Genomic DNA, 12,686 nt, shown 5'->3' with positions numbered 1-12,686 from the left:
CACCACCAGGTGCTCGCCACGGCGCAAACCCGCCTCGTGCAGTCCGCACGCCAGACCCCTCACCAGCCGCAGCATCTCGCCCCAGCTCGTCGTTTGCCAGATCCCGTACGCCTTCTCTCGCATCGCGGGCGCGTCGGGCCGCTGCTTCGCATGGTCCCGCAGCATCCGCGGAAAAGTGGTCTGCATGCCTCGTCTCCTGTGGTCCCGACGCGGGCGCTCGCTGGCGACACCGGGTTGGGGTATGGAGCGCATGGTAGGCCGGGGTTTGACGTTATGTTGTCTGTGTGACGACAATTGAGGGTCTACCCTGCTAGGACTTTCCCCATGTACCTTGCCGCCCGCCGCAGCGCCATCCGCGAGCGCGCACGCCGCCCCACCGAGGCCGAGCTCGCCGGCATTCCCTGGCTGCCGCCCTTGCAGGGCGAGGCGCGCGAGCGCGCGCTGGACGCGCTGCAGGTGGTGGAGGCCGAGGCCGGCGACTACGTCTGCCGCATCGGGCGGCCGGTGACCTACTGGTTCGGCCTCGTCGACGGCCTGCTCAAGATGACGAACGACGATTCCAGCGGTCCCGCCATCACTTTCACCGGGGTGGCGCCCGGTGGCTGGTTCGGCGAGGGCACGGTGCTCAAGCACGAGCAGTACCGCTACAACATCCAGGCCTTGCGCAAGAGCCTGATCGCGGGCCTGCCGGTGGAGACCTTCGACTGGCTGCTGGACCATTCCATTGGTTTCAACCGCTTCGTGATGCACCAGCTCAACGAACGCCTGGGCCAGTTCATCGCCGCGCGCGAGGTGGACCGCCTGGGCAGCCCCGACCTGCGCGTGGCGCGCAACCTGGCGGCCCTGTTCCACCCGCTGCTGTCGCCCAACGTGGGCGGCATCCTGCGCATCACGCAGCAGGAGCTGGCCTACCTGGTGGGCCTGTCGCGCCAGCGCGTGAACGAGGCCCTGGGTGCGCTGCAGGCGAAGGGGTGGATCCGCATCGAGTACGGGGGCCTGCGCGTGCTGGATCTGCAGGCATTGCGCTCGGGCGACCTGGGCTGAGGGCTTCGCGGCCGCGGGCCGGCATCGGCATCGGCATCGGCATCGGCGGGGCGGGGCGGGGTGGGGACCGCCTTTCTCCTACACGCCGCGGCGGGCCTTTCCTACGCCGCGCGCCCGCCCCCCGGCGGAACATGGGGCATCCCAACCCCAAGGAGGTCAAGCATGAACGTCAGAATCGCCACCGCCGTCGCCTTGTGCGCCGTTTCCGCCTTCGCCACCGCCCAGACCATGAGCAAGGCGGAGTACGACGCGGCCAAGGAGCGCATCGAGATGAACTACAAGACCGCGAAGAAGGCCTGCGATGCCATGAAGGACAACGCCAAGGACGTGTGCCAGGAAGAAGCCAAGGGCACGGAGCGTGTCGACAAGGCGGCCCTGGAGCAGCAATACAAGGCCTCGCCGGACAATGCCCGCAAGCTCGAGAAGGCGAAGGCCGACAGCGCCTACGACATCGCCAAGGAGAAGTGCGAAGACCAGACGGGCGACGCCCAGAAGGTGTGCAAGGCCGATGCGAAGGCCGAGCACGAACGGGCGCTGAAGGCCGCCAAGGGCAAGACCTGAGCGCGGCAAGAGCGGCGGAAATCGCCCTTCGGGGCGATTTCTTTTGCCGGTGGTGGGGTTGGCGACAATCGCTGCCATGGCATCCGATCCCCCCAACCGAACGCTCAAGCTCAAGCCCGCGGCCCCCAAGCCCCCGGCCGATCCGCGCGCGCCCCGCCGCCCCCCCGTGCGCCCCCCCGGCCCGGCGCGCGCCCGTCCCCTGAGCAGCGCGCAGCGGCCCGAACTGCCTGTGCAGCCCGCAGCCACCGCCACGGCCCCCCGGGCCGGTGACCCCGGCAGGGCGCCCCGCCGCGACCCCGCCCCCCCTCACGCGCCCGCCGCGCCGCGCGACGGCACGCGCCTCAACAAGCGCCTGGCGGCGTTGGGCCTGTGCTCGCGCCGCGAGGCCGACGAGTGGATCGCCAATGGCTGGGTCAGCGTGGACGGCGCCGTGGCCACCATGGGACAGGCGGTGGGGCCCGGCGCCCGCATCGAGGTGCTGCCCGCCGCGCAAAGGGCCCAGGGCGAGCGCGTCACCATCCTGTTGCACAAGCCCGTGGGCTACGTGAGCGGCCAGCCCGAGGACGGCCACGAGGCCGCCGTCGTGCTGGTGAACGCCAGGACCCACTGGAAGGACGACCGCAGCCCGCGCCGCTTCTCGCCCGCGCAGCTCAAGGGCCTGGCGCCCGCGGGCCGGCTCGACATCGACTCCACCGGCCTGCTCGTGCTCACGCAGGACGGGCGGGTCGCTCGCGCCCTCATCGGCGAGGACAGCGAGGTGGAGAAGGAGTACCTGGTGCGCGTCGTGTGGGCGCCGCATGGGCCGAAAGGGCCGGGCGTGGTCGAGCAGGACGTGCAGGCCGTATTCCCCGCCGACCGGCTGGCGCGGCTGCGCCACGGCCTGTCGCTCGATGGCCAGCCGCTTCGGCCCGCGGGCGTGGACTGGCTCAACCCCGAGCAGCTGCGCTTCGTGCTCACCGAGGGCAAGAAACGCCAGATCCGCCGCATGTGCGAGGCGGTGGGCCTGCACGTGGTGGGCCTCAAGCGCGTGCGCATCGGTCGCGTGGCCCTGGGCCAGCTGCCCCAGGGGCAGTGGCGCTACCTGCTTCCTGGCGAAGCGTTCTGACGCCGCCGGTCCCCCCGGCCGGTGCGGCCCCCCGGGGCCTGTCCACAATCCGGCATGACCGCCTCCGTTCCGCCGCCTCCTCCTCGCCGGCGGCACCTGCGCCCCAGCGATCTGAGGGCCGCCGCCCAACTGGCCACGCAGGCCACGCTCGGCGTGGTCGGCATTGCCGAGGGCGTGCACCAGGCCGTGCGCCAACGCATGGGCCTGCCGGCGGGTGAGGCGCCCGAGCGTGCCGGTGGCCTCACCGGGCGAATCTATGGGGCCATTCGCGGGGTCGCGCACGGCGTGGGCGCTGGCATCGACGGCGTGTTGCACAGCGTTCTCCCCTTGTTCGACGATCCCGCCCAGGTCGGGCAGGACTCGCCCGGGCGCGAGGCCGTGGTGGCGGCGATCAACGGGGTGCTCGGAGACCGCCTCGCGGCCATGGGCAATGCGCTCGCCCAGCCGATGGAGTGGCGCCAGGGCGAGCGGGTGTTGCCCACGCGGCAGGCCGAACGGTTCGATCGGGCGCTGCAGGGGGCCAGGCCCCACTTGCTGCTGATGGTGCATGGCCTGTGCATGAACGACACGCAATGGCGGCGCGGCGGACACGACCACACCGAGGTGCTGAGCGAGGCGCTGCGGGCCACCCCTTTGCGCCTGCGCTACAACAGCGGCCTGCGCATCGCGGCCAACGGCCGCGAACTGGCGCACCAGCTGGAACGCGTGCTGGCCCTGTGGCCGCTGCCCGTGCAGGGCATCACCATCGTGGGCCACAGCATGGGCGGACTGGTGGCGCGAAGCGCGGTGCACGAGGCACGCCGCGCGGGACTTCGGTGGCCCGACCTGCTGAGGCACCTGGTGTTCCTGGGGACGCCGCACCACGGTGCCCCTCTGGAGCGCGCGGGACACGGCGCGGATCTGCTGCTCGGCTCCTCGCCGTTTTCCGCCCCGCTGGCGCGGCTGGGTCGCCTGCGCAGCGCGGGCATCGTCGACCTGCGGTACGGCCACCTGCGGCACCCGGACGAGGGGCACATGGATGATCCGCTGCCTTTGCCCGACGGCGTGGCCTGCTTTGGCGTGGCGGCCTGCCTGGCGCCGCGCCGCGGCCTGTTGGCTGAGCGCCTGGTGGGCGACGGCCTGGTTCCCCTGCGCAGCGCCCTGGGTGAACACGACGAGCCCGCGCGCCGCCTGGCGTTCGCGCGCGGCAGCCTGCGCGTGGTGTACCGCACCGGGCACCTCGACCTGTTGTCCAGCCCGCTGGTGGCCGAGCAGCTGAGGCAGTGGCTGAGGGCCGCACCGGCGGTGTCGATCGCCTGAGAGCGGGGGCTTGAAAAGCCCCTGTGCCGCCCCCACTTGGGCCACGCTCGGTGCGCGCCGGTGCGCTGCCGGCGAGCGTTTTCCGTTTCCCTCATCATTCCCGCCATGAGCAAACAGACCCATTCCTTCCAGGCCGAGGTGGCCCAGCTGCTGCACCTCGTCACGCACTCGCTGTACTCCAACCCGGACATCTTTCTGCGCGAGCTGGTCTCCAACGCGTCCGATGCCTGCGACAAGCTGCGCTTCGAGGCGCTGAACAACAGCGCCCTGTACGAGGACGCGCCCGAACTGGACGTCCGCATCGCCTTCGACAAGGACGCGCGCACCCTCACCATCACCGACAACGGCATCGGCATGAGCGCGCAGGAGGCGATCGACCACCTGGGCACCATCGCCAAGAGCGGCACGCGCGACTTCATGAGCCGGCTCACAGGCGACCAGAAGTCCGACGCCCAGCTCATCGGCCAGTTCGGCGTGGGCTTCTATTCGGGCTTCATCGTGGCGGACAAGATCGTCGTGGAGAGCCGGCGCGCCGGCCTGCCGGCCAGCGAGGGCGTGCGCTGGACCAGTGGCGGCAGCGGCGACTTCGAGGTCGAGGCCATCGAGCGCGCCGCGCGCGGCACCAGCGTGATCCTGCACCTGCGGGAGGACAAGACGGAGTACCTCAACCACTGGAAGCTCAAGTCCATCGTTGGCAAGTACAGCGACCACATCAGCCTGCCCATCCGCATGCAGGAAGAGGAATGGGACGCCGAAAAAGGCGAGCACCGCCTCAAGGACGAATGGACCACGGTGAACTCGGCCAACGCGCTGTGGGCGCGGCCGAAGAAGGACATCACCGACGAGCAGTACGTCGAGTTCTACAAAAACCTGAGCTACGACAGCGAGGCCCCGCTGAGCTGGAGCCACCACCGCGTGGAGGGCAGCACCGAGTACACGCAACTGCTCTACCTGCCGGCCAAGGCGCCGCAGGACCTGTGGAACCGCGACCGCAAGGCCGGCATCAAGCTGTACGTGCGGCGTGTCTTCATCATGGACGAGGCCGAGGCCCTGATGCCCGCCTACCTGCGCTGGGTCAAGGGCGTGGTCGATTCGAGCGACCTGCCGCTCAACGTGAGCCGCGAGCTGCTGCAGGAAAGCCGCGACGTCAAAGCCATCCGCGAGGGCAATACCCGCCGCGTGCTGGGCATGCTCGACGAACTGAGCAAGGATGCGCAGAAGTACGCGGCGTTCTACGCCGAGTTCGGTGCCGTGCTCAAGGAGGGTCTGGGTGAGGACTTCACCAACCGCGACAAGCTGGCCAAGCTGCTGCGCTTCGCCAGCAGCACGCAGGCAGAGCCGGGCTCGCTGGCCGACTACAAGTCGCGCATGAAGGAAGGCCAGAAGGCCATCTACTACATCACCGCCGACTCCATCGCCGCCGCGCGCAACAGCCCGCAGCTCGAGGTGTTCCGCCAGAAGGGCATCGAAGTGCTGCTGATGGCCGACCGCGTGGACGAGTGGGCGCTGTCTTTCCTTCCCGAGTTCGATGGCACGCCGCTGCAGAGCGTGGCCAAGGGCGCCGTGGACCTGGGCGACCTGCAGGACGAGGCCGAGAAGCAGGCCGCCGAAGCCGCCGCCGAAGGTTTCAAACCCGTGCTGGAGAAGCTCAAGGAAGCGCTCAAGGACCGCGTGAAAGACGTGCGCGCGACCTCGCGCCTGGTGGATTCGCCGGCCTGCCTGGTGGTGGAGGACGGCGACTACTCCATGCAACTGGCCCGCCTGCTCAAGCAGGCGGGCCAGAAGGCGCCCGAGGTCAAGCCCATCCTGGAGGTGAACGCGGGCCACCCGCTGGTGAAGAAGCTCGAGGGCAACGAGCGTTTCGACGACCTCGCGCACGTGCTGTTCGACCAGGCCCTGCTGGCCGAGGGCGGCCTGCCCGAAGACCCGGCGGCCTATGTGCGCCGCGTCAATGCCCTGCTGGTGTGACAGACGGGTGCCGGGGTGGGGCACTTTGCGCCGGCACCGGGTTCACAATCGCATGTCTCCTGACCGAAAGCCCACCGTGACCGTCCGCCTCTCCCGCACGCCTGCCGCCTTGTTCCTTGCCGCCCTGCTGGGGGGCTGCGCCAGTGTGGGCGTCGGTTTCGGCATCCCCGTGGGACCGGTGACCATTGGCGTGGGCGCGAGCAATGGCGGCGTGAGCCTGGGCGTGGGCGCCGGCGTGGGGCCGGTGGGCGTGGGTGTCGGGGTGGACCAGGGCGGCCGCGTGAACGCGGGCGTGGGCGTGGGCGCCAGCACCGAGATCGGCAACAGCGGCGTGCGCGCGGGCGTCGGTGTGGGCACGGGCACCACGATCTACGACCCGAACAAGCCCAACCGCTGAGGCAGGCGCTCCAACAAAAAACCCGCCGGAACCGGCGGGTTTTTTCATGGGCGCCGGGCCGGGCTCAAGCCACGGTCAGCGTGACCGGGATGTTGCCGCGCGTGGCGTTGGAGTAGGGGCAGACCTGGTGCGCCGTGTTCACCAGGTCCTCGGCCACGGCGCGGTCCATGCCGGGCAGGTGGATGGTCATGCGCACGGCGATGCCGAAGCCTTGCGGGATGGGGCCGATGTCGACCTCGGCGTCGATGGCGGCGTTGGCTGGCACGGCGATCTTCTTCATGCCCGCCACGTGCTTCATGGCGCCCATGAAGCAGGCCGAATAGCCCGCGGCGAACATCTGCTCGGGGTTGGTGCCGTTGCCGGCGCCGCCCATGGCCTTGGGCGGCGCGAGCTTGACCTCGAGCAGGCCATCGTCGGAGCGGGATGAGCCTTCGCGGCCACCGGTGGTGTGGGCGCGCGCGGTGTAGACGACTTTGTCGAGCGTGGTGGGCATGGTGGTTTCTCCAGGGTGGGTGCTGGTGACAGCGGGTGGAACGAATGGGGGTCAGGCGCTGAGCCGGTCGCGCAGTTGCCGCACGTCGCGGGTGAGGGCGATGGCCTCCTGCACGGTGCACTGCGCGGCCTGCAGCACGCACGAGGGGATGCGCGCGGCGCGGGCCTTGAGCCGGCGGCCGGCGGTTGTGAGGCGAACCAGCACGCGGCGTTCGTCCTGCGTGTCGCGCAGCCGCACGACCAGACCGATGGCCTCCAGGCGCTTGAGCAGCGGGGTGAGCGTGCCGGAATCGAGGGTGAGGCGTTCGCCCAGGGCGGAGACGCTCAGGCCGTCCTCTTCCCACAGCGCCAGCATGGCCAGGTACTGCGGGTAGGTCAGGCCCAGCTCGTCCAGCCAGGGCTTGTACAGCTTGGTCATGGCCAGCGAAGCCGAGTACAGCGCGAAACACAGCTGGTGGTCGAGCTTGAGCAGGTCGCTGGTGGTGGGGGGCGTCGATGCCATGGCGGGAGTGTGGGTCGAAATTGAATTGTGTGCAATTGAATTGAGTAAAAGACAACTGCCGAAGCAGGGCCTTTCGCGCGCGGCGCGACCGAGCTTATGCGAGTGCTTTGGTGTTAACCCCTGAGGGTGTGCCCCGGCGGGGTCCGGGATCAGGCCTGAAGTGGCGCTTGCTGCATGGCCTCGATCTGTTCGCGCAGCAGGTCGACTTGGCCGCGCCAGTGCTCGCGACCGCCGAACCAGGGGAAGTTGATCGGGAAGGCCGGGTCGTCCCAGCGGCGCGCGATCCAGGCGTTGTAATGCACCAGCCGCAGGGTGCGCAGGGCCTCGATGAGCGCGAGCTCGCGCCGGTCGAAGGGGCGGAACTGCTCGTAGCCGTCGAGCAGGGCGGACAGCTGCAGGGTCTGCTGGCGCCGGTCGCCGGACAGCAGCATCCACAGGTCCTGCACGGCGGGGCCCATGCGGGCGTCGTCCAGGTCCACGAAGTGCGGGCCCGCGCCGGGCCGGCCTTCGGGTGTCCAGAGTACGTTGCCCGGGTGGCAGTCGCCGTGCAGGCGCAGGTGCGCGATGCCCTGCGGGTCGCTGTCGCCGCCGGCGCGCAGCACGGGATGGGCCTCGATGAGCGTGAGCGCCTCGTCGAGCGCGGCGCACCATTCGCGCCGCATCTCGGGGGCGATCATTTCGTGTTCCAGCAGCCAGTCGCGTGGCTCGCGCGCGAAGCTGGCGCTGTCGAGCGCGGGCCGGTGCGCGAAAGGGCGCGCGGCGCCCACGGTGTGCAGCCGCGCGAGGAAGCGGCCGATCCACTCCAGCACCTCGAGGTCGTCGAGCTCGGGCCGGCGCCCGCCGCGGCGCGGCCAGGCGCCCCAGGCGAAGCCCGCGTGGTGGTGCAGGGTGGCGCCGTCGACGGCCAGCGGCGCCACGGCCGGTACCTCGGCGGCGGCCAGCTCGGCAGCGAAGGCGTGCTCCTCGGCGATCTGCGCGTCGTTCCAGCGGCCGGGCCGGTAGAACTTGAGCACCACCACCTCGTGGCCGTCCACCGGCCGCTCCAGGTGCGCCTGGTAGACGCGGTTCTCGAAGCTGTTGAGCGTGGTCAGGCGGCCATCGCCGCGCAGGCCGATGGCGTCGAGGGCGTCGAGAACGGCGTCGGGGGTGAGTGTGTCGAAGGGGTGCGGGGTCGGCATGGTCATGCGCGATTGTCCAGGGTCGGTTCGCGGCGCTCACCTATCATCTCCGCATGCCTTCCGTTTCCCGTTCCGCCGCGCGGCCCAAGCCGGCGCAAGACCTTCACGCGCAGCTGCCCGAGCTGCGGCCGGAGCAGTCGATCGAGCTGCTCAAGGAGTTGCACATCCTCACGCGCGAGGGGCGGCTGAACCAGGACACGCGGCGCAAGCTCAAGCAGGTCTACCACCTGGTGCAGTTCATCGAGCCGCTGCTGGCGCAGGTCTTGGCCGAGCGCGGTGACGTGGCGCTGGCCGACCATGGCGCGGGCAAGTCCTACCTGGGCTTCATCCTGTACGACCTGGTGCTCAAGCCGCGCGGCCAGGGCAGCGTCATCGGTGTGGAGGCGCGCGCGGAGCTGGTGGAGCGCTCGCAGGCGCTGGCGCAGCGCCTGGGCTTCGAGCGCATGCGCTTCCTGGCCGCGACGGTGCAGCAGGCCATGCAGCACAGCGGGCTGCCGACGCGCGTGGACGTGGTGACCGCGCTGCACGCCTGCGACACGGCCACCGACGACGCGATCGATTTCGCTTTGGCGCGCCAAGCGCAGCACCTGGTGCTGGTGCCCTGTTGCCAGGCCGAGGTGGCGGGTGTGATGCGCCAGCACAAGGCCTTCGCGCTCAAACAGACGCCGCTGGCGGAGCTGTGGCGCCACCCGCTGCACACGCGCGAGTTCGGCAGCCAGATCACCAACGTGCTGCGCTGCCTGCGTCTGGAAGCGCATGGCTATGACGTGACCGTCACCGAGCTCGTCGGATGGGAGCATTCCATGAAAAACGAACTCATCCTGGCCCGTAGAATGGCCGACGATCGCCATGGCCGCCAGGAGCGCGCGCGCCAGCGATTGCTGCAGGTGCTTGATCAGTTCGGCCTGCAAGCCATGCAGACCCGATTCGCGGTCTGAGCCGCGGCGGCCCCACGGGCCGCCAGTCCATGAACCGATGGCCCCCACTCGGGGTCACGACGCCCGACGACGACCGGCCCGCGCCGGCGCCGGTCCGACGGCGTCACCGAGGAGAGCCTTTCCGTGATTCCTTCCGACATCGCCTTCCTGCTGCAGGCCATCGCCTGGCCCCTGGTGCTGCTGCTGGCCTGGTTCCTCGCCGAGTGGCTCAATGAGCGCTGGCAACTGCCGCGCGTGACCAGCTACGTGGCCGTGGGCCTGCTGGCCAGCCTGATCAACCTGCCCGGCCTCACGCCCGACATCGCGGGCCTGCCCTTCCTGGCCACGGTGGCGCTGTCGCTGGTGCTGTTCGAGCTCGGCTATCGCATCAACCTGCGCTGGTTCCGCCACAACTTCTGGGTGCTGCTGCTGGGGGTGGTCGAATCGCTGGCCACCTTCGGCGCGGTGTACTGGGCCACCAGCTGGTTCGCGCTGCCCACCGACCAGCGCCTCATCATCGCCGCGGTGTCGATGGCGGCGTCCCCCGCGGGCGTGCTGCGCGTGGCGCACGAGCTGCGCAGTTCCGGCCAGGCCACCGAGCGCGTGCTGCACCTGTGCGCCATCAACTGCCTGATGGCGGTGCTGGCGCTCAAGCTCGTGGTGGGTTACTGGACGCTGTCCACCTCGGGCGATTTCGCGCTCGCGGCCTTCGGCAGCATCCACGTGGTGGGCACGTCGATTGCCGTGGGCGCGGTGCTGGGCATGGCCATTCCCTGGCTGCTGCGGCTGCGCAATACGCACGGGCACGGCGTGACCGTGGTGTTCGCGCTGGCCGTGCTGCTGCTGACCACCGCGGCCTACGGGCTCAAACTGTCGCCGCTGCTGGCGGCGTTGACCTTCGGCATCGTGGCGCGCGAGCGGCGCGTGCACCTCACCAGCGCGCAGCGCGACTTCGGCACCGCGGGCGACCTGCTCTCGGTGTTCCTGTTCGTGTACATCGCCTCGCTCTTGACCTGGACCGACGTGCCCACCACCTTGTTCATGGGCCTGGCCCTGATCCTGATCCGCACCGCCGTCAAGGTGTTCTGCAACGTGGCGGCGGCTCGGCTGTCGGGCATTTCCGAGCGCAAGGGCCTGCTCACGGGCCTGGCGCTCACGCCCATGTCGGCCTTCGCGATCCTGCTCATCGAGGAAACGCGGCTCTATGGCTTCGAGCCCGCGGTGCAGGTGCTGGCGGCCATGGCCGGCATGATGCTGCTGCAGGAATTGCTGGGCCCCATCGTCACGCAGCGCGCCCTGATGGCCGCGCGCGAGACCCACGTCACGAAGGAATAAGCCATGCCATTGGAAACCTTCAAGGCCTCCGACTCGCTGACCATGGGCGTGGAGCTGGAGCTGCAGCTCGTCAACAGCTACGACCACGACCTCTCCAGCAGCGCCAACGACCTGCTGGACCTGCTGGCGCGCAAGCCCTTTCCGGGCGTGGTCACGCCCGAGATGACGCAGAGCATGATCGAGATCGCCACCGGCATCCACACCCAGCACGGGCCCCTGCTGCAGCAGCTGCAGCAGATCCGCGACACCCTGGTGGCCGCCGGCGACCGGCTCAACATCGAACTGGCGGGCGGTGGCACGCACCCTTTCCAGCGCTGGTTCGAGCAGCGCATCTTCTCCAAGCCACGCTTCCACCAGCTCTCGGGCCTGTACGGCTACCTCGCCAAGCAATTCACCGTGTTCGGCCAGCACGTGCACATCGGCTGCGCCTCGCCCGACGAGGCGCTGTTCCTGCTGCATTCGCTCAACCGCTACGTGCCGCACTTCATCGCGCTGTCGGCGTCCTCGCCGTTCTCGCAGGGCGTGGACACGCTGTTCGATTCGGCGCGCCTGAACTCGGTGTTTGCCTTCCCCCTGAGCGGGCGGGCGCCCTTCGTGCTCAAGTGGGACGAATTCGCCAATGGCTACTTCACCAAGATGGAGAGCACGGGCGTGGTCAAGTCCATGAAGGACTTTTACTGGGACATCCGGCCCAAGCCCGAATACGGCACCATCGAACTGCGCGTGTGCGACACGCCCCTGACGGTGGAGCGCGCGGCCGCGCTGGCCTGCTACCTGCAGGCCCTGTGCCGCCACCTGCTGGAGCGCAGCGAGCCGCCGCCCGAGGAAGACGACTACCTCGTCTACACCTACAACCGTTTCCAGGCCTGCCGCTTCGGCCTCGACGGCATGATGGTCAACCCCAAGACGCGCGAGCAGATCAGCATCCGCGAGGACGTGCTGGCCACGCTGCGCGAGCTCACGCCGCACGCGCTGGCGCTCAATAGCCTCGCCGCGCTCGACGAAATCGAGCGCACGGCCGCCCACGCCGGCAACCACGCGAGCTTCCTGCGCAATCGCTACCGGGACAGCCGCAGCGTGGAGGCGGTGGTGCGCGCCAGCGTGGAGGCGCTGCGCCACGGGCCTTGAACGGCGCCCGGCCGACCGCGCCGGGAAACCGTGACGGGCCGCGCGGTGGGGCGCCGGGTCGAGTGCCGCTCAGGCGCGAAGGGCGACCGCTCATGGCTCGGTGCGTGATGTGCGTCACGAATCGCCTGCGGGGGGATTCCCGACAGCTGTCGGGGAACTTCCTACACGCGGGATGGTGAGGCGCCGACTTAACGCCCCCGGGGGCCATCGATACAGTTTGTTTCCAACGACGGACCCCCTGTCTCACCCGAATCCCGAAAGCCCGCCATGAACTCCTTCGCCAACCGCACCAACCCCTTCGTCCTGATGCTGGACCCGGAAGCCGTGATCAACGCCATGGAGAGCAGCCAACCGCTGCGCGGCCTGCGTGGCCGCGTCTGCCGCCCGCTGGACAAGCCGCTGATCCCCAAGCTGTTCGACACCACGATCCGCGAATTCGACGCCGCGATCGACCAGGAAGAGTTCATGGACAGCGGCTCCGAGGCCTACTTCGACGCCCAGCCGGGCCTGCACCAGGTCCATTGAACCCCAGGGCGCGGGGCGTGCCCGCGCTCAGGCCCTGATCCGGTTGGCGTAGAGCACGAGGGCCCCGTCGCCGCTGCCGCTCATGCCGACCAGGTCGATGTCGCCGCCGCCGTTCAGCGTCGCGACGCAGGTGATGGTGGGCCGACCATTGCCATAGAGGGTGACCTCATCGGTGCCCGCGAGCGCCGTCAGCTCGGCTCCGTGCGCGGCGCGCGCGTCGTATGCGGCGCTCACC

Annotated in this window: 14 protein-coding genes and 1 pseudogene; 10 read left to right on the top strand and 5 right to left on the bottom strand. The window is 69.8% G+C overall.

Going from position 1 to position 12,686, the window contains the following annotated elements; all coding sequences use genetic code 11:
• Positions 1-186: AMP-binding protein (locus tag DY262_RS19920; protein ID WP_147326282.1), on the bottom strand; the 186-nt coding region annotated here is incomplete at its 3' end.
• Positions 187-324: 138 nt separating this feature from the next.
• Here DY262_RS19920 and DY262_RS19915 point away from each other — a divergent pair.
• From DY262_RS19915 to DY262_RS22165, 6 genes and pseudogenes are all read left to right on the top strand, one after another.
• Positions 325-1,044, top strand: coding sequence for a Crp/Fnr family transcriptional regulator (locus tag DY262_RS19915; RefSeq protein ID WP_070397095.1), 720 nt, complete (start codon positions 325-327; stop codon positions 1,042-1,044).
• Positions 1,045-1,206: 162 nt separating this feature from the next.
• Entirely contained in the window at positions 1,207-1,605 is a 399-nt protein-coding gene (locus DY262_RS19910; RefSeq protein ID WP_116960807.1) for a hypothetical protein, read from the top strand.
• A gap of 76 nt (positions 1,606-1,681) precedes the next feature.
• On the top strand, positions 1,682-2,710 hold the full coding sequence (locus tag DY262_RS19905) for a pseudouridine synthase (protein WP_245981118.1): 1,029 nt from the start codon (positions 1,682-1,684) through the stop codon (positions 2,708-2,710).
• Between the two features lie 54 nt (positions 2,711-2,764).
• Positions 2,765-4,009 carry an esterase/lipase family protein gene (locus tag DY262_RS19900; protein ID WP_116960806.1) on the top strand — a complete coding sequence of 415 codons (1,245 nt, stop codon included), beginning with the start codon at positions 2,765-2,767 and terminating at the stop codon, positions 4,007-4,009.
• Positions 4,010-4,114: 105 nt separating this feature from the next.
• Positions 4,115-5,977: a molecular chaperone HtpG gene (htpG, locus tag DY262_RS19895; RefSeq protein ID WP_116960805.1), complete on the top strand. Its 1,863-nt coding sequence runs from the start codon at positions 4,115-4,117 to the stop codon at positions 5,975-5,977.
• Between the two features lie 52 nt (positions 5,978-6,029).
• Positions 6,030-6,365, top strand: a pseudogene (locus tag DY262_RS22165) (hypothetical protein); the annotation flags it as partial.
• A gap of 73 nt (positions 6,366-6,438) precedes the next feature.
• Here DY262_RS22165 and DY262_RS19885 read toward each other — a convergent pair.
• The 3 genes from DY262_RS19885 to DY262_RS19875 all read right to left on the bottom strand — a co-directional run bounded on the left by DY262_RS19885 (position 6,439) and on the right by DY262_RS19875 (position 8,552).
• Positions 6,439-6,867: an organic hydroperoxide resistance protein gene (locus DY262_RS19885; RefSeq protein ID WP_116960803.1), complete on the bottom strand. Its 429-nt coding sequence runs from the start codon at positions 6,865-6,867 to the stop codon at positions 6,439-6,441.
• Between the two features lie 51 nt (positions 6,868-6,918).
• Positions 6,919-7,368 (bottom strand): MarR family winged helix-turn-helix transcriptional regulator, encoded by a 450-nt coding sequence (locus DY262_RS19880; protein WP_116960802.1) that lies wholly within the window; start codon positions 7,366-7,368, stop codon positions 6,919-6,921.
• A 149-nt stretch (positions 7,369-7,517) separates the two neighbouring features.
• Positions 7,518-8,552, bottom strand: a complete 1,035-nt coding sequence (locus tag DY262_RS19875) for a serine/threonine protein kinase (protein WP_116960801.1) — start codon at positions 8,550-8,552, stop codon at positions 7,518-7,520.
• Positions 8,553-8,599: 47 nt separating this feature from the next.
• Here DY262_RS19875 and DY262_RS19870 point away from each other — a divergent pair, with 47 nt between their 5' ends.
• From DY262_RS19870 to DY262_RS19855, 4 genes are all read left to right on the top strand, one after another.
• Positions 8,600-9,484, top strand: a complete 885-nt coding sequence (locus DY262_RS19870) for a class I SAM-dependent methyltransferase (protein WP_116960800.1) — start codon at positions 8,600-8,602, stop codon at positions 9,482-9,484.
• A 123-nt stretch (positions 9,485-9,607) separates the two neighbouring features.
• The gene (locus DY262_RS19865; RefSeq protein ID WP_116960799.1) at positions 9,608-10,798 is read left to right on the top strand and encodes a cation:proton antiporter; all 1,191 of its coding nucleotides are present in this window, start codon (positions 9,608-9,610) and stop codon (positions 10,796-10,798) included.
• Positions 10,799-10,801: 3 nt separating this feature from the next.
• A complete protein-coding gene (locus DY262_RS19860) occupies positions 10,802-11,926 on the top strand; it encodes a YbdK family carboxylate-amine ligase (protein ID WP_116960798.1) in 1,125 nt (374 codons plus the stop codon).
• A 267-nt stretch (positions 11,927-12,193) separates the two neighbouring features.
• Positions 12,194-12,451: a hypothetical protein gene (locus DY262_RS19855; protein WP_116960797.1), complete on the top strand. Its 258-nt coding sequence runs from the start codon at positions 12,194-12,196 to the stop codon at positions 12,449-12,451.
• A 27-nt stretch (positions 12,452-12,478) separates the two neighbouring features.
• On the opposite strand, the gene DY262_RS19850 is transcribed toward DY262_RS19855, so the two are convergent.
• Complete coding sequence (locus DY262_RS19850) at positions 12,479-12,685, bottom strand: hypothetical protein (protein ID WP_147326281.1); 207 nt, start codon at positions 12,683-12,685, stop codon at positions 12,479-12,481.
• Position 12,686 lies beyond the last annotated feature (1 nt).

The sequence above is a fragment of the Hydrogenophaga borbori genome, assembly GCF_003417535.1.
Classification (GTDB): Bacteria; Pseudomonadota; Gammaproteobacteria; order Burkholderiales; family Burkholderiaceae_C; genus Hydrogenophaga; species Hydrogenophaga borbori.
Note: the sequence above shows the minus strand (reverse complement) of the source record. Positions and strands in the feature narration are given on the sequence as shown.

Excerpts from the sequence above, each read along its gene's own strand:
- DY262_RS19915 (WP_070397095.1), top strand. The coding sequence starts at position 325 with ATGTACCTTGCCGCCCGCCGCAGCGCCATCCGCGAGCGCGCACGCCGC.
- DY262_RS19910 (WP_116960807.1), top strand. The coding sequence starts at position 1,207 with ATGAACGTCAGAATCGCCACCGCCGTCGCCTTGTGCGCCGTTTCCGCC.
- DY262_RS19905 (WP_245981118.1), top strand. The coding sequence starts at position 1,682 with ATGGCATCCGATCCCCCCAACCGAACGCTCAAGCTCAAGCCCGCGGCC.
- DY262_RS19900 (WP_116960806.1), top strand. The coding sequence starts at position 2,765 with ATGACCGCCTCCGTTCCGCCGCCTCCTCCTCGCCGGCGGCACCTGCGC.
- htpG (WP_116960805.1), top strand. The coding sequence starts at position 4,115 with ATGAGCAAACAGACCCATTCCTTCCAGGCCGAGGTGGCCCAGCTGCTG.
- DY262_RS19885 (WP_116960803.1), bottom strand. The coding sequence starts at position 6,867 with ATGCCCACCACGCTCGACAAAGTCGTCTACACCGCGCGCGCCCACACC.
- DY262_RS19880 (WP_116960802.1), bottom strand. The coding sequence starts at position 7,368 with ATGGCATCGACGCCCCCCACCACCAGCGACCTGCTCAAGCTCGACCAC.
- DY262_RS19875 (WP_116960801.1), bottom strand. The coding sequence starts at position 8,552 with ATGACCATGCCGACCCCGCACCCCTTCGACACACTCACCCCCGACGCC.
- DY262_RS19870 (WP_116960800.1), top strand. The coding sequence starts at position 8,600 with ATGCCTTCCGTTTCCCGTTCCGCCGCGCGGCCCAAGCCGGCGCAAGAC.
- DY262_RS19860 (WP_116960798.1), top strand. The coding sequence starts at position 10,802 with ATGCCATTGGAAACCTTCAAGGCCTCCGACTCGCTGACCATGGGCGTG.
- DY262_RS19855 (WP_116960797.1), top strand. The coding sequence starts at position 12,194 with ATGAACTCCTTCGCCAACCGCACCAACCCCTTCGTCCTGATGCTGGAC.